The sequence below is a fragment of the Curtobacterium sp. PhB115 genome, from assembly GCF_003752025.1.
Taxonomy (GTDB): domain Bacteria; phylum Actinomycetota; class Actinomycetes; order Actinomycetales; family Microbacteriaceae; genus Curtobacterium.
Window position 1 is genome coordinate 324,639 of sequence record NZ_RJKR01000005.1, and the last position, 18,864, is coordinate 343,502.

Sequence of the window (18,864 nt, forward strand, 5' to 3'; positions counted from 1 at the left end):
CCGGAGTCGGCTCCGAGCACGTTGATCGGGCGGGCTCGAACAGGGCCACGCGGCGTCACGAGTACACGCTGCCTCGCGCCTCGAGCCGCGAGCGGGCGGATCTCCACGGTGCCTCGCTTGGCGCGCCCCGGCATTTCACCCGCTCGGCATCCGGGGCGCCGGGGTGCCCGGGCTCTGGGCTCCGTCACCCGTCTCGGCCGGGGGTCGGCGGGGCGGCCAGCATCGCGGGGGTGTGCGGCGGGCGTACCTTGGGCACCGGGCAGGGTGCGGAGCGCCACCGTCGAGCAACCACGGGAATCCGCCCGTTCGGCTCCCGGTTGCACGCAGACACAGCACGCGCGCAGCACCACGCACCACGCACCACCCACCACTCATCGCACCACCCACGCACCCACGCACGCGCACGCGCACCCGCACCCGCACAGAGCACCACCGACGAACAGGAGCACCACCATGGCCACCGACTGGATCGCGTTGCAGGCCCTCGCGGCAGCCGAGTTCGGCCGCCGCGTCGCCGCCGTGACGGACTGGGACGCCGCCACCCCCGACTCCGAGTGGACCACCCGCGACCTCGTCACGCATGTCGTGGACGAGCAGCGCTGGATCCCCAAGCTCCTCACCGGGTGCGACTACGCCCAGGCCGAGGCGGACCTCGAGGCCATCGGCGACGACCTCCTCGCCGAGTGGGAGCGCTTCGCGACCGCGGCGACGGATGCCTGGCGGAACGCCCCGCAGGACACCCCCGTGCACCTGAGCACCGACGTGGTCCCGGCGGGCGAGTACCTCACCGAGCAGACGAGCGACATCACGATCCACACGTGGGACCTCGCCCGGGCCACCGGCACCGACGACGCCCTCCCCGACGAGCTCGTGCGGGCGGTGTGGGAGTACTTCGAGCCGAAGATCGAGGACCTCGCCGAGACCGGGCTCTACGCCGCTCCGGTCGACGTCCCCGAGGACGCCCCGCTCCAGGTCCGCCTGCTCGCCGTCACAGGCCGCGATGCCAGGGTGAGCGCATGAGCCCCAGCACCGGCACGAGCGCCAGTACCAGCACCGGCACCGGCACGAGCGCCAGCACCAGCGCCACCACCACCGTCGCAACCACCCGCCTCGGCGCCTCCGGCCTCGAGATCAGCAGCGTCGTCCTCGGCATGATGTCCTACGGCGACCCCAGCCGCGGCTCGCACGCGTGGAGCGTCGGGATCGACGAGGCCCGCCCCTTCCTCCGTCGCGCCTTCGACGCCGGCATCACCACCTTCGACACCGCGAACGTGTACTCCGACGGCTCGAGCGAGGAGATCACCGGCACGCTCCTCAAGGAGCTCGCCCCGCGCGAGGACGTCCAGGTCCTCACGAAGGTCTTCAACCGGATGCGCCCGGGGCGGAACGGCGCCGGTCTCTCCCGCGCGGCGATCATGCACGAGATCGACGCATCGCTGACCCGCCTCGGCACCGACTACGTCGACCTGTACCAGATCCACCGCTTCGACCCGGTGACGCCGATCGAGGAGACGATGGAGGCCCTGCACGACGTCGTCAAGGCCGGCAAGGCCCGCTACCTCGGCGCGAGCAGCATGTGGACGTGGCAGTTCGCGCAGATGCAGCACGTCGCCGACCTGCACGGTTGGACCCGCTTCGTCAGCATGCAGGACCAGTACAACCTGCTCGAACGCGAGGAGGAACGCGAGATGCACCCGTTCGCCCACGCGACGGGTGTCGGCGTGATCCCGTGGAGCCCCCTCGCCCGCGGCAAGGTCACCCGGCCCTGGGACGCGGACGGGTCCGGTTCACGCGCCAGCACCGACGAGTTCGGCAAGACGCTCTACCGCCAGGACGAGGATGCGAACCGCGCGATCGTGGGAGCCGTCGAGTCCATCGCGAGCGACCGCGGCGTGAGCATGGCGCAGATCGCCCTCGCCTGGGTCGCTGGCAAGCCCGCGGTCAGCGCGCCGATCGTCGGTGCGACGAAGGAGCACCACATCGACGATGCGGTCGCGGCCTCCGCGATCACCCTGACCGACGACGAGGTGACGCGACTCGAGTCCGCGTACACGCCCAGGGTGCCGTCCGGTTTCTGACGCACCCACAGACGGACTGGAGGCGCGGGGCGGCCCTGCCCCGCGCCTCCAGGCCGCTAGACGGTCGCGTCCGACTCCCCTGCCGCGCGACGCTCGTCCTGCTCACGCTCGAGCCGCGCGATGCGCACGCGCGCCGCGCGTTCGCTGCCGGTCTGGTTGCCGAGCACGCTGCCGATGCCGTCGAGCACGAGCCCCGTCGCCCGTCCGACGGGCAGCTCGATCGGGCCGATCGCCGGCGCCCGCAGCCCGAGCATCGAGCGGTGCCGCGGGTCGAGCGTCGAGACCGCCCCCTGGAACAACGCCTGGTAGCCGGGCCGCAGCATCAGCGCGAGCGGCGGGTTCCCGATGAACTCGACGACGTCGCGGGTGCGGGCCGTGACCGCGAGCTCGCCGCGGTCGAGGTAGCCGTTCATCTGGGCCCGGAGCTCAGCCTCGGACTCCGGCGGGTCCTCGACCCGCATCAGCCGTCCGGCGGTCGCCCACTCGCGGACGTAGGCGTCGGAGCCTCCCGGGATGGGCTCACCCCAGCGCTCGGCGGCGCGGAGGAACGCGTCCGTGAACGCCAGGTGCACCCAGCGCGCCAGGTCCGGGTCGTTCGCGGAGTAGTCCTTCGACACCCCGTGCCCGTCGACGTACTGGCCGCGGACCCGCTCGTGCAACCGCAGCACCCACTCGCTCGCCCCGCGGGCCGTGGCGGTGTCGCCGTGCGAGACGGTGTAGATCCAGCGGATGGTGCCGGCGAGACGGCCGAAGGGGTCCTCGCGGTACCGGGAGTGGTCGGCGACGCCGGCGAGGGCTCCCGGGTGGAGCGCCTGGACGAGGAGCGCCCGCACGCCTGCGACGATCGTGTGCTTCCCGCCGTGCACCGACCAGGTCGCGGAACCGGGGCCGAAGAAGCCCGCGTCGGTGCCCTCCTCGAGCTCGTCGACCCACTCCGGTCGCCCCGCGGACCCACCCGTGAACGTGTCGTTGAGGCGGGAGCGGAAGGCGTCTGCGACGGAGGGCATGGCGTCATCGTCCGTCCGGCCCCTGGGAACGCGCTCGGCACGGCCGGTGCCACGCCTCCCAGCGGGTGCCCGGGTCGCCCGCTAGGTTGGGTCGCGTGAGCATCGACACGCCCCGTCCCTGGCTTGCCGCCTACGCCCCGGGGGTCCCGCACGACATCGAGGAACAGAGCGGTTCCCTGGTCGACCTGGTCGAGCAGTCGGCCCGGTCGTTCCCGAAGCAGGTCGCCCTCGAGTTCTTCAAGCGCACGACGAGCTACGCCGAGCTCCAGGAGCAGATCCTCCGCGCGGCGAACGGCCTCCGGAAGCTCGGCGTCGTCGCCGGCGACCGGGTGGCGATCGTCCTGCCGAACTGCCCGCAGCACGTGGTGGCGTTCTACGCGGTCCTGCGCCTCGGCGCGATCGTGGTCGAGCACAACCCGCTGTACACGCCGCGCGAGCTGCGCCACCAGTTCGAGGACCACGGTGCGAAGGTCGCCATCGCCTGGGACAAGTCGGTCGCGACGCTGCAGGACTTCCCCGCCGACGTGAAGCTCGACGCGATCGTGTCGGTCGACCTGACCCGTGCGATGCCGAGGAGCACCCGGCTCGCCCTCGCGCTCCCCGTGGCGAAGGCCCGCGAGTCCCGCGCCAAGCTCACCACGTCGGTCCGTGGCACGACGAAGTGGGACGACCTGGTCGGCACCCGCAAGCTGTCCGGGCGTCATCCCCGGCCGTCCACGGACGACGTCGCCCTGATCCAGTACACCTCGGGCACCACCGGCACCCCGAAGGGCGCCGTCCTCACGCACCGCAACCTGCTCGCGAACGCCGCACAGGCCCGCGCCTGGGTGCCGCAGATCCGCCGCGGGGACAACGTCGTGTACGCGGTGCTGCCGATGTTCCACGCCTACGGCCTCACGCTCTGCCTGACCTTCGCGATGAGCATGGCTTCGCGGCTCGTGCTGTTCCCGGCGTTCGACCCAGCCCTCGTGCTCGCCGCGATCAAGAAGCACCCGCCGACGTTCCTGCCGGCCGTCCCGCCGATCTACGCGCGGCTGCAGCACGCCGCCGACTCCGCGAAGGTGTCGCTCAAGGGCATCGAGATCGGCATCTCGGGCGCCATGCCGCTGTCCCAGGACATCGTCGAACCGTGGGAGGCCCGGACCGACGGGTACCTCGTCGAGGGCTACGGCCTGTCCGAGTGCTCCCCCGTGCTGATGGCGAACCCGGTCTCGCCGGAGCGTCGGCTCGGGTCGATCGGTCTGCCGTTGTCCTCCACCGAGGCCCGCGTGGTCGACCCCGACGACGACACGAAGGTCCTCGGCACCGACGAGCCCGGCGAGCTGCAGGTCCGCGGGCCGCAGGTGTTCCGCGGGTACTGGGGCAAGGCCGAGGCGACGGACGAGGTCTTCACCGCCGACGGCTGGTTCCGCACCGGCGACATCGTGGCGATCGGCGCGGACGGCTACGTCCGCATCGTCGACCGGCTCAAGGAGCTCATCATCACCGGCGGCTTCAACGTCTCGCCGTCGGAGGTCGAGGACACGCTCCTGAAGCACCCCAGCGTCAAGGAGGTCGCGGTCGTCGGCATCACGCAGGGCGGGAACGAACAGGTCGTCGCCGCCGTGGTGCCGAAGGACCCGTCGTCCTTCGACGCGGCCGCGCTCCGCACCTGGTCGCGCGACCACCTGGCCGCGTACAAGGTGCCGCGCCGGGTCGTCGTGGTCGAGGACCTGCCGCGCTCGATGATCGGCAAGGTGCTGCGGCGGAAGGTGCGGGACCAGATCCTCGCCGACGACTGAGCGAGCAGCGGTGGCGCGGCGGCCGTCAGCGCGGACGTGCGCGCCGCGCGGACCGAACCGGCACCGCGGGCCGCACGGGCACCGCGAGCAGCGCCAGGCCCCCGACGACGAGCACGATGCCGCTCCACCCCGCGGCTCCGAGGTGCTCCCCCACCACCAGCACCGCGAGCACCGCGGCGACGACGGGTTCGAGCAGTGACACCAGCGTCGCGACCGACGCACTGACCGATCGCAGCCCGACGGCGTACAGCGAGTGCCCGAGCACCGTCGGCACCAGCGCCAGGTAGAGGAACACCGGCCAGTTGCCGGCCTCCGTCAAGAACGGCCCGCCGGCGACGACCACGAGCACCACCAGCGGGACCGCCGCGAGGCCGAACACCGCACCGACCAGTCCCCGCCCGTTCGGCAGCCCGGCGGCGACCACCTCGGCCCCGGGGCCTCCCGGGAGCGAGACCGACGGCGTGCGGTCGACCGTCGCCGCCTGCAGCCCCCGCGCGACGGCCCAGGAGTACAGCGCGTAGGTCAGACCGGCGAGCAGGGCGCTGCCGAGCCCGACGGCGAGCGACCCTGCCCCGTCCCCGGAGTGCTCCGAGCGCGCGAGGGTCACGACGACCATCCCGGCCACGCTGACCAGGGTGGCGGCGACCCACCTGCGTGTGACGGGCCTCCTGTCCGAGACCCACTCGACCAGCCCGGCGAAGACGGGTGACGACCCGATCGCGACGGTCGTGCCGAGGGCGACGCCCGCGTCGGCGAGGGCCGCGTAGAAGGCGACCGCGTAGACGACGAGCGAGACGGCACCGAGGAGCGCCCAGCCACGTGTCCGACGCTGGGCGACCGCGCGGACGGTGCCCCGACCGGCCGCCGCTGCCAGGACGAGGCCGCCGATGCCGAACGTGACCGCCCCGAAGACGAACGCGGGGACGCCGGGTGCGAAGTGGGTCGCGGTGCCGGTGGTCCCCCAGACGGCGGCGGCCACGACGACCGCGGCGAGCCCACCGGCGGGCACGCCGCCCGCTGGTGCACCCGCGCCGGCCGTCACGAGACGTGGATGGACGGCCGGCGGTTGACGTCGGGTTCGGCTTCCCGCAGGACCTCGCGGGTCACCGGGGCGACGTCACCGACCCCGGTGAAGACGAACCGGATGGCGTTCCGGATCGGGCTGCCCTCGTTCCACTCGAAGTAGATGCTCGGGACGACCCCGGCGATGTCGCGGATCGCGAGCAGGGTCGAGGCGATCGTGTTCGGCACGTTGCCCGAGCGGACCTTGAGCACCCGGAAGCCGTGGATGACGTGCCCCTCGACGACCAGGTCCTCCTCGAAGTCGGACGAGTCGGCCGGCAGCACCTCGAGGAACATCGTCGGCACCCGCGCCGGGATCCCGGAGTCACGACGTTCCTCGCGGCCCTTCGACCGGTAGGCCTCGGCGGTGCCCGCTCCCGGCTCGTTCGCGATGATGCACACGGAGCTGAACTGGTCGGCGTCGGCCTCGACGAACTGCCGGGCGACCGCGTCGAGCTCGATCGACGACGCCCGGAGCTCGAACGACCGGCGCACGCGCGACACGAGCGAGACGACCACGATCGCGATGATGAACACCGCCGCGATCCGCACGCCGTCCGGCCGTTCGATGACGTTCGCGACCGTCGTGTAGACGAACACCACGCTGATCACGCCGAAGGCGACCGTGCGCTTCCGCTGCTGTCGACGGCGGGCCGACAGCGTCACCGCGACCGCCGCGCTCGTGATCAGGACCAGCACGCCCGTGGCGTACGCGCCGCCCTGCGCGTCGACGTCCGCGCGGAACATGATCGTGATCGCGAACGCGATGAGGGTGAAGATGATCACGAGCGGGCGCACCGCGCGGGCCCACTGCGGCGCCATCCCGTAGCGGGGCAGGAACCGCGGCACCAGGTTGAGCAGCCCCGCCATCGCACTCGCACCGGCGAACCACAGGATCGCGACGGTCGAGAAGTCGTAGACCGAGCCGAACACACCGCCCAGGTACTCGTGCGCCAGGAACGCCAACGCTCGTCCGTTCGCGCCGCCGCCCGGTTGGAACTCGTGCTGCGGGATCAGGAAGGTCGTGGCGATCGACGAGGTGATGAGGAACGAGCTCATGATCACGGCGGCGACGGTGAGCAGCCGCTTCGTGCCCCGGATGCGTCCCTCCGGGCGGTCACTGGTGTCGTCGGAGGCGTCCCCGCGCACCTGCGGCATCACCGCGACGCCGGTCTCGAAGCCGGACAGCCCGAGCGCGAGCTTCGGGAAGACGACGAGCGCGATGCCGATCATGACGAGCGGGTTGCTGTGCTGCGCCGTGAGCCCCGACCACCAGTCGCTCGCCACCATCGGGTGCTCGAACACGTGCCACAGTGCGACGACGATGACGACGGCGTTGAGGACGAGGAACACCGCGACGAGTCCGACCGCGATGCCGATCGCCTCCTTGAACCCGCGCAGGAAGACCACGCCGAGCAGGAGCAGCAGCGCGAGCGTGAGCGGCACCGGGATCTCGGTGAACCACTGCGGCGTGTACGGGTTCTCGGCGATGTGGGCCGTGGCGTCCGCCGCCGACAGGGTCATCGTGATCATGAAGTCGGTGACGGCGAACCCGAGCAGGACGAGCACGAGCAGCTTGCCCGCCCACCAGGGCAGGAGCTTCTCGAGCATCATGATCGACCCGGCGCCGCGGAAGCTGTCGCTCGCCACCCGGCGGTACACCGGCAGCGCGCCGAACAGGGTGACGAGCACCAGCACGATCGTCGCGATGGGACTCAGCAGCCCCGCGGCCAGAGCGGCGATCGCCGGCTGGTAGCCGAGGGTGGAGAAGTAGTCGACACCCGTCAGGCACATCACCCGCCACCACGGGTGCGTCTTCTCGACCTCGACCTGGTGCGGGCCCTGGTGGGACGCCCCCTGGTCGGCGCCGTGCAGCATCCAGCGGCGCAGACGGGTGCTGCGGTCCGGGTGCTGCTCGGTGGCGTCGCGCGCGGCGGCCCGCTCGGCGTCTGTCGCGGTCACGTGGACGATGCTAGGCCGTCCGGTGCCGCCGCCGCGCGGGTGCGCCGCCGTCCGGTGCCCGCGCCGCGCGGGGGCGCCGCCGTCCGGCACCGCCGCCGCGCGGGGGCGCCGCCGTCCGGCACCGCCGCCGCGCTGGTGCGCCGCCGTCCGGCACCGCCGCCGCGCTGGTGCGCCGCCGTCCGGCACCGCCGCCGCCTACCGCTGCGGCCGGGTGAACGCGGCGACCAGCCCCGCGGCCACGAGGAGCACCCCCGCGGCGATGCACCCCGCCAGCAGGAGCGTGGTCGGGTCGACCTCGACCATCGGCAGCGCGCTCACGCCCATGGCGACCGCGAACACGAGCAGGAGCACGCCCCAGAAGATCGTCCCGAACCGGGCCGGCCCCCGTCCCGCCGGCACCGCCTTCAGCGGCACCGCCACGACCTCGTCGGTCACCGGCCCGGCCGGGTAGGGCGCCGTCGTCTCGTCCGTCGGCCGCGCCGTCTCGTGCGTCGGACGCGTTGTCTCGTCCGTCGGCCGCGCCGCCTCGTGCGTCGGCCACGCCGTCTCGTGCGTCGGCCGCGTCGTCTCGTCGTCGTTCGTCATCGTCTCGTCCCTCACTCGCTCACGGTCAGTGCCCCGGGCACCTCGGCTGCTCCGCCGAGGATCCACAGGTGCACGGTGGTCGTCTCGCTCGCGTCGGCCGACCGCGCCGCCCGGTTCTCGAGCGTCGTCGTGCCGAACACCCCGCCGCTGCCGTCGCCGTCGTCGTCGTCGGAGTCGGAGTCGCCGGGACTGCCCGACGCATCCGTGTCCACGCCGTACCCGACACCGCTCACCTCGACCCGGACGGGCACGTCGGTCGGGAGCAGGACCTCGGCCCCACCCGCCCCGAGCCACAGGTTCACGTCACCGCCCGACTCCGACTCGTCGAGTCCGCGCAGGTCCAGGGTCGGTCCGCCGACGAGCATCGCGTAGTTCCGCTCGGTGCCGGATCCGGCAGCGTCCACGTGCCAGGTCGTCCCGCCGATCAGCGACACCTGCGTCCCGGCCGGCAGGACGCCCGTGACGACGAGTGCCACCACGCCGATCGTCGAGAACAGCCCGAGTGCGCCGTCGTCGCGTCCGCGGATCCCCGCCACGATCGTCGCGACGGCCAGGACGGCCACCGCAGCGGCGATGCCGAGCACCGCCACCGGCCAACCAGCCGCCTGGGCCCACACGGCCACGACCGCTCCGGCGACGAGTGCGAGTCCCAGGGACACTGCGACGTACGCTGCGCCCAGCCGACGTCCGGTCCGCGCCGCTCGCCACTCGGCCATCCGTTCGCGTTCGACGCGCACCCGTTCGTCGTGCTGGCGCCGCTTCTCCTGCTGGTCGCCGGGCACACCCCACTGCCAGGAGGCCCGGCCGACGTCCGCCCCGCCGGTCGCCCCCGCCGTCGGCGCGGCTCCTCGGGCCGGGCGCGGCTCGTCGGGGCTGGTCCAGAAGTCGGGTCGGACGCCCGCCGCCGGCGGTGCCTCCGCCGTGCCGGAGCGTCCGGCCAGGTCGGGTCGGTGTCGCGCGACGACCACCACGAGCCAGACGATCCCGCCGACCAGGGCGATGCTCCAGGCGGTGCCGAGCGTCGCCTCGAGCCAGCCGGGCATGCCCCACGCCGCGGGGACGCCCTGCCACCAGATCCCCTGGACGGCCGGCACGAAGGTGAGCACCACGAACACGCCGATGGCGATGAGGGCGGGGTCGAGCACCCCGCGGATCATCCGCTCGACGTGGATGCGACCGGCGGTGTCGGGCAACAGTGCCCAGCCCACGGCGTACGCCAAGAAGACCGGGCCGCCGAGGAGTGCGACCACGACCACGATGCCGCGGACCACGAGGGGGTCGAAGCCGGTCCGACGTGCGACGGCCCCGCAGACGCCGGCGAGCCAGCGGTCGTCGGTCCGTGCGACGTCGAGACCGCGGACCCAGTCGAAGAACCGGGTCGTCGAGTCGGCGGTGCCGGCACCCGTGCCGGGAGCCGTGTCGTGCTGGTGATCGGTCATGGCCACCAGCATCGCGGGACCGGGAGACGGCCGCCATCGGGGTTCCCCCTGATCGGCCCCTGATCCCCGCCCCGATCCGGGGTCCGGTGGCCTCCGGGGTGCCAGGATTGCCGCATGGCCACCGCCCGGATGACCCGCCCGACCCCCAGGGTCGTCGGCGGCGTCTGCAGCGGGTTCGCGGCGCACACGGACCTGCCGGTGGGTGCGGTCCGCATCGCGGCCCTCGTCCTCGTCGTCTGCGGCGGCGCTGGTGTCCTCCTCTACGCCTGGCTCTGGGCGACCACCCCGAGCGCCTCCGCCGATGCCGACTCGCCGCTCAAGGCGGTCCTGACGACTCCGGCGGCGGCCACCGCGTCCCCTGCGACCGACGGGTCCGGCGGACGCCGCGCCCCGATCGTCGAGATCCTGCTCGGCCTCGCGCTGCTCGTGGCCGCCGGGGCGGTCATCGCTGCACGGCTCGGGGTGGACGTCCCGCTCGAGGTGATCGTCCCCGGTGTGGTCGTCGTGACCGGCGCCGCGCTGGCCTGGCGGCAGTTCGACGCGCTCCGGAACTCGCGGGCCGCGGCGTCCTCGACCCTGGTCGCACGAGCGCTCGGCGCCCTCGTGCTCGTCGTGCTCGGCATCCTGCTGTTCTTCACGACGAGCACCCGGCCCAACGTCTGGACCGTGCTCACCGCCGCCGTCGCTGTGCTGCTCGGGGTCGCCGTCGTCGTCGCCCCGTGGGTGGTCCGGCTCGTCCGCGACCTCACCGAGGAGCGGGCCGCACGCGTCCGCGAACTCGAGCGGGCCGAACTCGCCGCCCACCTGCACGACTCGGTGCTGCAGACCCTGGCCCTCATCCAGCAGAAGGCCGATCCGGGGTCGGACGCCGCGCGTCTCGCTCGGGCCCAGGAACGCGAACTCCGCTCCTGGCTCTTCACCGAGCGCACCGAACCGGCGCGGGACCTCGGGGCCGAACTGCGCGACGCCGCCGCCGAGATCGAGACCGAGTACCCCGTGCGCGTCGACGTGATCGCGATCGGCCCCGCCCGGACGGACCTGCCCGACGGGATCGTGGCCGCCGCCCGCGAGGCGATGCTGAACGCCGCGCGGCATGCCGGCGGGACGATCAGCGTCTACGCCGAGACTGCTCGGGACGTCGTCGAGATCAGCGTCCGCGACCGCGGCCCCGGGTTCGACGTCGACGCCGTCCCCGCCGGGCGCTACGGCGTCCGGGAGTCGATCATCGGCCGTCTCCAGCGGATCGGTGGCCGGGCGACCGTCGGCCCTGGCGCCGGCCGGACCGGCACCGAGGTCCGGCTGACCCTGCCGCTCACACCCGCGGACCGCCCCGAGGAGGACGCATGACCGAGCCCGCTCCGCTGACCGTCGCCATCGTCGACGACCACTCCATCTTCCGAGCCGGCGTGCGTGCCGGACTGCCACCGGGCCTCCAGGTCGTGGGTGAGGCGGCCACGGTCGACGAAGCCGTGACGCTCGTGGCGACCACCTCGCCCCGTGTCGTCCTGCTCGACGTGCACCTGCCCGGCGGCGCCGGCGGGGGTGGCGCCGAGGTCATCGCCCGGGCCGCTCCAGAGCACCCGGACACGAGGTTCCTGGCGTTGAGCGTCTCGGACGCGGCCGACGACGTCGTGCGCGTCATCCGGGCCGGTGCCCGCGGGTACATCACGAAGAGCTCGTCGAGCGCCGAGGTCGCCGAGGCGGTGCAGCGCGTCGCGGACGGCGACGCGGTCTTCTCGCCCCGGCTCGCCGGGTTCGTGCTCGACGCGTTCGGGGCCGTCAGCGGCGAGACCGCGCAGCACGACGCCGAGCTCGACCGGTTGTCGGCCCGTGAGCAGGAGGTGATGCGCCTCATCGCCCGCGGCTACGCGTACAAAGAGGTCGCGACGGAGCTGTTCATCTCGGTGAAGACCGTCGAGACGCACGTGTCGAAGGTGCTGCGGAAGCTGCAGCTGTCCAACCGGCACGAGCTGACGGCGTGGGCGCTCCAGCGGAAGCTGCTCTGAGGCACCCACGCCGCCGGGTCACTTCGCGCTGATCCGCGTGTACTTGTTGACGGACCACGGGACGAAGACCACGAGCATCACGGTGATGCCGATGAGCACCGTGAGGATCGGGTGCTGCATGGTCCAGATGTCCGGCACGGGCGCGGAACCGACGTTGCCGAAGAGCTGTCGGGCGGCCTGGACGAGCGAGGACACCGGGTTCCACTCGGCGAACACCCGCAGCACGAGGGGCAGCGTGTCGCTCGGCACGAACGCGTTCGAGATGAACGTCAGCGGGAACAGGATCATGAACGAGGCGTTGTTGATCACCTCTGGCGTCTTCACGCTCATGCCGAGCAACGCCATCACCCAGCTGAACGCGTAGCTGAACAGCAGCAGGAGCGCGACGCCGGCGAGGAACTCCAGCGGCGACGAGTTCACCCGCCACCCGACCGCGAGCCCGGTGAGCATCATGATCGCCATCGAGATGGAGTTGAGCACCAGGTCCGAGTTCGTCCGCCCGACGAGCACCGCGGACGCCGACATCGGCAGCGTGCGGAACCGGTCGATCAGGCCTTCCTTGAGGTCCTGCGCCATCGCCGACCCGGAGAACGTCGCTCCGAACACCACGGTCTGCGCGAAGATCCCGGCCATCAGGAACTGCGTGTAGTCGGTGCCCTGGACCTGGATCGCACCGCCGTAGACCTGGCTGAACAGCAGCACGAACATGATCGGCTGCAGCACCGCGAACACGAGCATGTCCGGCGACCGCTTGAGCTTGATGAGGTTCCGCTTCGTGACCGTCCAGCCGTCCTCGAACCAGACGGCGACGGGCGAGGTGATGACGACGGGCAGCTGTCGGCCCGGCGCGATGGTCGTGGCGGTCATCGTGCCGCCTCCTTCTGCTTCGCGGGGACGGCGTCGTCGGCATCGTCCTCCGTCGCCGCGTGCCCGGTGAGCCGGAGGAACACGTCGTCGAGGGTCGGTCGCCGCATCCCGGCGTCGTGCAGGTCGATCCCGGCGTCGCCGAGGTCTGCGAGGACCCGCTGGAGCGCGGAGGGTCCGGCCTCCACCGCGACGGCGCGCGTGCGACCGTCGCCGGAGATCTCGACCTCACCGACGCCGTAGCGCAGCAGGACGGTCGTCGCGGCGTCACCGTCGGCGTCGTCGACCAGCGTGACGACGACCCGGTGCCCGCCGACCTGGGCCTTCAGGTGGTCCGAGGTGCCCTCAGCGATCACCGTGCCGTCGTCGATGACGGCGATGTCGTCGGCCAGCCGGTCGGCCTCTTCCAGGTACTGCGTGGTGAGGAGCACAGTGGCGCCGTCGGCGACGAGGCTCTCGATGATGCCCCACAGCGCCAGCCGGCTGCGCGGGTCGAGGCCCGTGGTGGGCTCGTCGAGGAAGAGCACCCGCGGGTTCATCACGAGCGCACCGGCGAGGTCGATCCGTCGCCGCATGCCGCCCGAGAACCCCTTCACCGGGCGGTCACCCGCCTCGGACAGGTCGAAGACGTCGATGAGCTCACGAGCCCGGTCCCTCGCAGTGCGACGACCGAGGTGGTAGAGCCGCCCGATCATCTCGAGGTTCTCGAACCCGGTGAGGTTCTCGTCGACCGCGGCGTACTGCCCGGAGACCCCGATCGACCGACGGGTCGCCTGTGGATCACCGACCACGTCGATGCCGTCGATGACCGCCGTGCCAGAGTCCGGGGTGATCAGCGTCGTGAGCACCTTCACCGTCGTCGTCTTGCCGGCACCGTTCGGCCCGAGCAGCGCCTTCACGGTGCCCTGCGGTACGGACAGGTCCAGCCCGGCGAGGGCGTGGACCGGACCCGATTTCGACTTGTAGGTCTTGGTCAGCCCGGAGGCTTCGATGATGGCCATGTCACTCCCTTGTCGACCCAGGAGAATATCAGTAGGTCGGTGGAGTCGGCGACCGATCACTCAGACGCCGAAGTCACCACCGAAGTCGTCGAAGCCACCGCCGAAGTCCGATCCGCCGTCACCCCAACCCGCACTCTCGACCCCGCCGCCGTCGGACGCGCCACCGTCGGTCGCGCCGCCGTCACCGGAGTCGGCACCAGTGTCCTCCGAACCACCGTCACCCGCAGCGTCAGTACCGCCATCGAACGATCCGGGGTCCGGCAGGAAGGCACTCATGATCGCGGAACCGATGACGTACCCGGCCACGGTCCCGAGGATCGAGGCGCCGATCATGCTCCCGAAGGACGGACCGGCGCCGCCCCCGAACGCGCCGGGACGGCCGCCTCCGCCGACGCCGCCGAGCGAGCGCTCCATGAACCCCGGCTGCCGGATCTCCGACCGGGTGGCGGACTGGGCCAGCGAACGCGGGTCGTCGCCGCGCGGGGCCTCGCCGGCGGGTGCCGTCCGCGTGAACTCGTCGTAGACCATGCGACGCTGCTCGTCGGTCAGCCGGGCGAAGGCCTCGGCGTGGACCTCCTCGATGCGCTCCGGCGGCGCGGTGCGCAGGAGGTACCGGTAGCGCTCCACGGCGCGCTCGTCGTCGGTCCGTGACTGCGACTGCGGTTGCGGTTGCGGCTGCGGCTGTCCCCACTGGCCCTGCTTCGCTGCGGGGTCCTGGTCACGATCCGGACGTCCGAGCAGGCGGTCGAGGAATCCCATGGTCGATGCTCCTTCGGGTGCACGGTCGGTCCGGCCGGACCGGTCGTGGACTGCCACACTATGGAGCCGCGGCGACCGCTGACTGAGTGGCTGCACAGAGTCCCCCGAGAGCGCGGTGCCCGCGAGCGCACCCGGGCAGGATGGACCCGTGACCGCGGACATCGACGAACTCCGACGGCTGCGCAGGGCCCGCAGCCGGATGGACCGCGAGTACGCCGAGCCACTCGACGTCCCGGCACTCGCCGCCGGGGCCTTCATGTCGACGGCGCACTTCAGCCGCCGGTTCCGTGCCGCCTACGGCGAGACCCCGTACGCCTACCTGATGACCCGTCGGATCGAGCGGGCGCAGGCACTGTTCCGCAGCACCGACCTCAGCGTCACCGAGGTCTGCACGGCCGTCGGCGCCACGAGTCTCGGGTCGTTCTCGTCGCGGTTCACCGAACTGGTCGGCATGACGCCGTCGCAGTACCGGGCCGCGGACCACGCCGCCCTCGCCGGCATGTGGAGCTGCCACACGATGGTCGTCACGCGGCCGATCCGAGCAGGATCCGAGAAGCGCGACGACGGTCCGCGGACCTAGTGTCACTGCCATGACCATCCAGATCAGCGGCGTGCACGTGCTCGCCGACGACGTCGACACGGCCGTCCGGTTCTACCGCGACGCCCTCGGGTTCTCCGTCCGCAACGAGGTCGAGAACGGGGGCCACCGCTGGGTGACCCTCGTCAGCGACAGCCACCCGGACCTCGAACTCGTCCTCTCCGAACCGCACGCCGGCCGGTCGACCGAGGACGGCGACGCCCTCGCCGCCCTGCTCGCGAAGGGCGCGCTCTCGATGCTGCAGCTCCGGGTGAGCGACCTCGACGCGACCTTCGACCGCATCACAGCCAGCCCCGAGGCCGAGGTCCTGCAGGAACCCACCGACCAGTTCTGGGGCGTCCGGGACGCCGCGGTCCGCGACCCCGCCGGCAACATGGTGCGGATCGCCCAGGGCTGACGTTCAGCCAGCGGCGAGCGCCGCCGTCCACACGGCGTGCAGCTCGTCCGCGGCACCGGGGTGGGCCACCAGGAACGGTTCGCCGGTCGGCGGGAACCCCTCGACCGGACCCTCGCGGGTGAGCACGACGCCGCCGGCTTCGTGCACGAGCAGGACGGCGGCACCGTGGTCGACCGGGTCGAAGGCCGGCACGCACCCGCCGATGCCCCGGCCGGCCGCGACCTGCGCGATCGTCAGGGTGCCGGAGCCCTGCACCCGGAGTGCGCACGACCGGTCGGCCAGGGCGGTCAGGAACGCGCCGAACCCCGGCCAGGGTCGGTGTCCGTCGAGTTCGGTGCCGACCACTGCTCCCGCGAGCGGCCGAGGGGTGTCGTCGAGTCGGAGTGGACGGTCCCGGAGCGTGGCGCCGCGTCCCCGTCGGGCCTCGAAGACCTCGCCGCGCCAGGGGTCGGCGACCACGCCCACGACCGCCTGCCCGCCTCGCGTCAGGCAGAGGGACATCGACGTCCACGGCACGCCGTTCGCCAGGTTCGTGGTGCCGTCGACCGGGTCGAGGAACCAGCAGTGCCGGTCCCCCGGGGCGTCGCCGTACTCCTCGCCGGTGAAGCCGTGCGTGGGGAACGCTGCCCGGACCCGGCCGCGGACGTGCTGCTCCACCATCCGGTCCACGTCGGTCACGAGGTCGGCGGGGTGCGCCTTCGCCCGGACCTCGCCGACCGGGTGCTCGCGGGTGAAGGCGATGACCTCGTGCGCGATCCGGTGTGCGAGGGCCTCTGCCCGCGATGTGGTCTCGGCCTCGGTCGGTTCGCGCTCGGGCCAGCCGTCGCGTTCGGCCGCGGCGATCGTGGCACGGATGGACGCGACGTCGTTCGTGGTGATGGAGTCGACGCCGAGCCGCGTGGCCCACCGGGCGGGTTCGGCGTCGTCGACGGTGCGGACGGCGACCAGGAGTCCGAGCCCGTGCGCGGCGGTCACGGTGCGCGGGGTGAGGAAGGCGACGTCGAGGTGCAGCGTCGAGGGGGTGAGTGCCTGGAGGTCAGCGACCACGGGTGCGCCGAGCGACTCCCACGTGAGCCAGACGTCGGCGTCGGGCAGCGCGGTCCGCACGACGGTCAGCGCGTCGGCCGGACCGCACCACGCGACCGCCGTCGAACCCCGGAACGCCGCGACGGTGCGCACGGCGACGTCCGCGTCCTCTGGGTCGACGACGTGGAGCACGAGTGCGGCCCGGCACCCGTCCAGGCGTTCGAGCACGGCGTCGAGGCGCGGGATCCGGTCGAGCCCGTTGCCGAGCCGCGCGACGTCGCACCACGGCACCTCCGCCACGCGCCGTGCGTCGCCCCACATCCGGCCGAGGGTCGGGTCGTGCAGCAGGACGGCGACCCCGTCGGCCGTCCGTCGCACGTCGACCTCGACGGCGTCGGCACCGAGCGCCTCGGCGACCGCGATGGCGGGCAGGGTGTTCTCGCGCCGGACTCGCGGCGCACCACGGTGGGCGACGAGGCGTGGCGGACGCACGCCGTGCCTCCCGGCCGTCTCCGGCACCGACGTCTGCGTGACCGGTGCGTGGGGGCTGAGCGTCATCGGCCCATCGTCGTCGACCCCGGCAAACCCCCGGTGTCGCTCTCGTGAACGGCGTGCGCGTGTGCGCGCCGTGCGCTTGTGCGCGCCGCGCTCTTGTGCGCGCCGCGCTCTCGCAGTGTGCGAGGTTCCGCGCGCCGTGCGACCCTCGCGCCCTCGCACCGTGCACGGAACCGCGCACGGTCGCCAGCGCACCCTCGCACGGTGCGACGTCAGTGGCGCATCGGGACGTGTGCTCGGCGGAGCTTGCCCCGGAACGCGCTCTCGTTCCACAGGTCGCTCCACCCGAACCGCACGACGGTCCGGACCTCGTCGAAGGAACGGAGGCGGTCCTCGCGGAGCTTCTCCGCGATCACGGCGTCCTCGGCGGACCCACCGTGGCGGAGCGCGGGATCGCGGTACTTCACCTCGCCGTCGAACTCGATCGCGACCCCGACCCCCGGCAGCCAGAGGTCGACGACGATGTCGGGGTGGCCGGCCTGCCGGAACCGGCGCTGCAGGACGGGCTCCGGCGCGCCGTACTCGTCGAGTCGCAGGCGCGCGAGTGACTCACCGACCGAGTCGGCAGCTGCGTCCGCGAACTCCAGCGAGCGCAGCGCTCGCCGTCGACCACGGACCGACCGGCGACCGATGCCGTCGCGCACCGTCTCGACGTCGAGCCCCGACCGGAGCAGGCGGTCGAGTGCGACCACGGCGTCGAGGAACGGCAGCGTCATCGCGAGGTCGACGGCGGTCCGCTCGAGGTCGGTCACACGGAGTCCGTCGCTGCGGAACCGCACCGTGCCGCGCATGGCGGGATCGAGGTCCGCGTGCACGACGAAGGTCGCGTTCGTGGTCCGGGCGTCCTCGCCGAGTCGGAGGAGGTGCACGCGACGAGGCCACGCGTGCACGAACGGGACACCGAGCACGGCCGCCGCGGACAGGTGCGAGACGACGAACCGCGGCCGGATCCGGTCGACGAGCGAGCGAACGAGGACGTGGTGGCGCTGTTCGGGCCGGAGGCGGTCCCAGGCCTCGGCGGGCACGTACCGTCCGTGTGCGATGCGGCGGAGTTCGCCGGTCCGGGCTCGTGCCCGGAGCGCGCGGGCCTCGTCGGTGCGCTGGTCGTTGACCACGGACCAGGGGCAGTCCGGGACGGCGGGGGACGGTGGGAGCTCTGTCATGGGTCGAGGGTCGCCGAGTCGTCGCACCGTGCGACGCGCCGCACACGAACTGTGGAGAACGGCGATCCGTCCACAGCTCAGCAACGGGCGTGCATGCCGTGGGACGAGTGCGAGGGAGAATGGAGCGTGACCGAACGCACCTGGGGCTGGCTCGCAGCCGTCATCGACGTCCTGCTCATCGTCCTGTTCGCCCTCATCGGGCGCTCCTCGCACGGTGAGTCGAACTCCGCCCTGGCGCTGTGGACGACCGCGTACCCGTTCCTCGCCGGCTGGGCCATCGCCTACGTCACCAGCGGTGCGTGGGCACGGCCCCTGCGGTTCTGGCCGACCGGGACCGTCGTGTGGATCCTGACCGTGTTCGTCGGACTCGCGATCCGGGTGGCGACGGGTCAGGGCGACGTCGACGGCAACCCGCTGCCGATCTCGTTCGTCATCGTCGCGACGATCGTGCTCGGGGTGTTCCTGCTCGGGTGGCGCGGGATCGCCCGGCTCGTGCTGCGCGCGGCGTCCCGGCGGAAGCAGCAGGAGACGACGCAGGCGCGCTGACACCGGTCGCCGCCCTGACACCGGTCGCACGTCCC

Annotated in this window: 18 protein-coding genes; 8 read left to right on the forward strand and 10 right to left on the reverse strand. The window is 72.7% G+C overall.

Annotation, left to right across the window (positions count from 1 at the left end; genetic code table 11):
• Nucleotides 1–453 precede the first annotated feature (453 nt).
• Together EDF19_RS01765 and EDF19_RS01770 are read left to right on the forward strand one after the other, a co-directional pair.
• A complete protein-coding gene (locus EDF19_RS01765; RefSeq protein WP_123679226.1) occupies nt 454–1,020 on the forward strand; it encodes a TIGR03086 family metal-binding protein in 567 nt (188 codons plus the stop codon).
• Nucleotides 1,021–1,151: 131 nt separating this feature from the next.
• On the forward strand, nt 1,152–2,078 hold the full coding sequence (locus EDF19_RS01770; RefSeq protein WP_260216954.1) for an aldo/keto reductase: 927 nt from the start codon (nt 1,152–1,154) through the stop codon (nt 2,076–2,078).
• Between the two features lie 56 nt (nt 2,079–2,134).
• Here EDF19_RS01770 and EDF19_RS01775 read toward each other — a convergent pair whose 3' ends face one another.
• Nucleotides 2,135–3,085, reverse strand: coding sequence for an oxygenase MpaB family protein (locus EDF19_RS01775; RefSeq protein WP_123679228.1), 951 nt, complete (start codon nt 3,083–3,085; stop codon nt 2,135–2,137).
• A gap of 95 nt (nt 3,086–3,180) precedes the next feature.
• On the opposite strand from EDF19_RS01775, the gene EDF19_RS01780 reads away from it, so the two are divergent.
• Complete coding sequence (locus EDF19_RS01780) at nt 3,181–4,866, forward strand: long-chain-fatty-acid--CoA ligase (protein WP_123679229.1); 1,686 nt, start codon at nt 3,181–3,183, stop codon at nt 4,864–4,866.
• Nucleotides 4,867–4,891: 25 nt separating this feature from the next.
• Here EDF19_RS01780 and EDF19_RS01785 read toward each other — a convergent pair whose 3' ends face one another.
• The 4 genes from EDF19_RS01785 to EDF19_RS01800 all read right to left on the reverse strand — a co-directional run bounded on the left by EDF19_RS01785 (nt 4,892) and on the right by EDF19_RS01800 (nt 9,914).
• Nucleotides 4,892–5,908: a DMT family transporter gene (locus EDF19_RS01785; protein ID WP_123679230.1), complete on the reverse strand. Its 1,017-nt coding sequence runs from the start codon at nt 5,906–5,908 to the stop codon at nt 4,892–4,894.
• A complete protein-coding gene (locus EDF19_RS01790; RefSeq protein ID WP_260216955.1) occupies nt 5,905–7,806 on the reverse strand; it encodes an amino acid transporter in 1,902 nt (633 codons plus the stop codon). The genes EDF19_RS01785 and EDF19_RS01790 overlap by 4 nt, the downstream gene beginning before the upstream one ends.
• A 279-nt stretch (nt 7,807–8,085) precedes the next feature.
• Nucleotides 8,086–8,475, reverse strand: coding sequence for a hypothetical protein (locus EDF19_RS01795; RefSeq protein ID WP_123679232.1), 390 nt, complete (start codon nt 8,473–8,475; stop codon nt 8,086–8,088).
• Between the two features lie 11 nt (nt 8,476–8,486).
• Nucleotides 8,487–9,914 (reverse strand): PspC domain-containing protein, encoded by a 1,428-nt coding sequence (locus EDF19_RS01800; RefSeq protein ID WP_185022626.1) that lies wholly within the window; start codon nt 9,912–9,914, stop codon nt 8,487–8,489.
• 114 nt (nt 9,915–10,028) lie between these two features.
• Between EDF19_RS01800 and EDF19_RS01805 the strand changes: the two genes are divergently transcribed.
• Entirely contained in the window at nt 10,029–11,261 is a 1,233-nt protein-coding gene (locus EDF19_RS01805) for an ATP-binding protein (RefSeq protein WP_123679234.1), read from the forward strand.
• The gene (locus EDF19_RS01810; protein ID WP_123679235.1) at nt 11,258–11,920 is read left to right on the forward strand and encodes a response regulator transcription factor; all 663 of its coding nucleotides are present in this window, start codon (nt 11,258–11,260) and stop codon (nt 11,918–11,920) included. The genes EDF19_RS01805 and EDF19_RS01810 overlap by 4 nt, the downstream gene beginning before the upstream one ends.
• 18 nt (nt 11,921–11,938) lie before the next feature.
• Here EDF19_RS01810 and EDF19_RS01815 read toward each other — a convergent pair whose 3' ends face one another.
• Genes EDF19_RS01815 through EDF19_RS01825 form a run of 3 tightly spaced genes read right to left on the reverse strand, consistent with a single transcriptional unit; the run spans nt 11,939 to nt 14,544 of the window.
• Nucleotides 11,939–12,787 carry an ABC transporter permease gene (locus EDF19_RS01815; protein WP_123679236.1) on the reverse strand — a complete coding sequence of 283 codons (849 nt, stop codon included), beginning with the start codon at nt 12,785–12,787 and terminating at the stop codon, nt 11,939–11,941.
• Entirely contained in the window at nt 12,784–13,785 is a 1,002-nt protein-coding gene (locus EDF19_RS01820) for an ATP-binding cassette domain-containing protein (protein WP_123679237.1), read from the reverse strand. The genes EDF19_RS01815 and EDF19_RS01820 overlap by 4 nt, the downstream gene beginning before the upstream one ends.
• A gap of 60 nt (nt 13,786–13,845) precedes the next feature.
• Complete coding sequence (locus EDF19_RS01825; RefSeq protein ID WP_123679238.1) at nt 13,846–14,544, reverse strand: hypothetical protein; 699 nt, start codon at nt 14,542–14,544, stop codon at nt 13,846–13,848.
• A 199-nt stretch (nt 14,545–14,743) separates the two neighbouring features.
• Between EDF19_RS01825 and EDF19_RS01830 the strand changes: the two genes are divergently transcribed.
• Nucleotides 14,744–15,124: a helix-turn-helix transcriptional regulator gene (locus EDF19_RS01830; RefSeq protein WP_123679873.1), complete on the forward strand. Its 381-nt coding sequence runs from the start codon at nt 14,744–14,746 to the stop codon at nt 15,122–15,124.
• A 10-nt stretch (nt 15,125–15,134) separates the two neighbouring features.
• A complete protein-coding gene (locus tag EDF19_RS01835; protein ID WP_123679239.1) occupies nt 15,135–15,539 on the forward strand; it encodes a VOC family protein in 405 nt (134 codons plus the stop codon).
• A 3-nt stretch (nt 15,540–15,542) separates the two neighbouring features.
• Here EDF19_RS01835 and EDF19_RS01840 read toward each other — a convergent pair whose 3' ends face one another.
• Both EDF19_RS01840 and EDF19_RS01845 read right to left on the reverse strand, forming a co-directional pair.
• On the reverse strand, nt 15,543–17,123 hold the full coding sequence (locus EDF19_RS01840; protein ID WP_123679240.1) for an inositol monophosphatase family protein: 1,581 nt from the start codon (nt 17,121–17,123) through the stop codon (nt 15,543–15,545).
• 209 nt (nt 17,124–17,332) lie between these two features.
• Nucleotides 17,333–18,283, reverse strand: a complete 951-nt coding sequence (locus EDF19_RS01845) for a hypothetical protein (RefSeq protein ID WP_148071006.1) — start codon at nt 18,281–18,283, stop codon at nt 17,333–17,335.
• A 126-nt stretch (nt 18,284–18,409) separates the two neighbouring features.
• On the opposite strand from EDF19_RS01845, the gene EDF19_RS01850 reads away from it, so the two are divergent.
• Nucleotides 18,410–18,829 carry a DUF3054 domain-containing protein gene (locus tag EDF19_RS01850; RefSeq protein ID WP_260216841.1) on the forward strand — a complete coding sequence of 140 codons (420 nt, stop codon included), beginning with the start codon at nt 18,410–18,412 and terminating at the stop codon, nt 18,827–18,829.
• Nucleotides 18,830–18,864 lie beyond the last annotated feature (35 nt).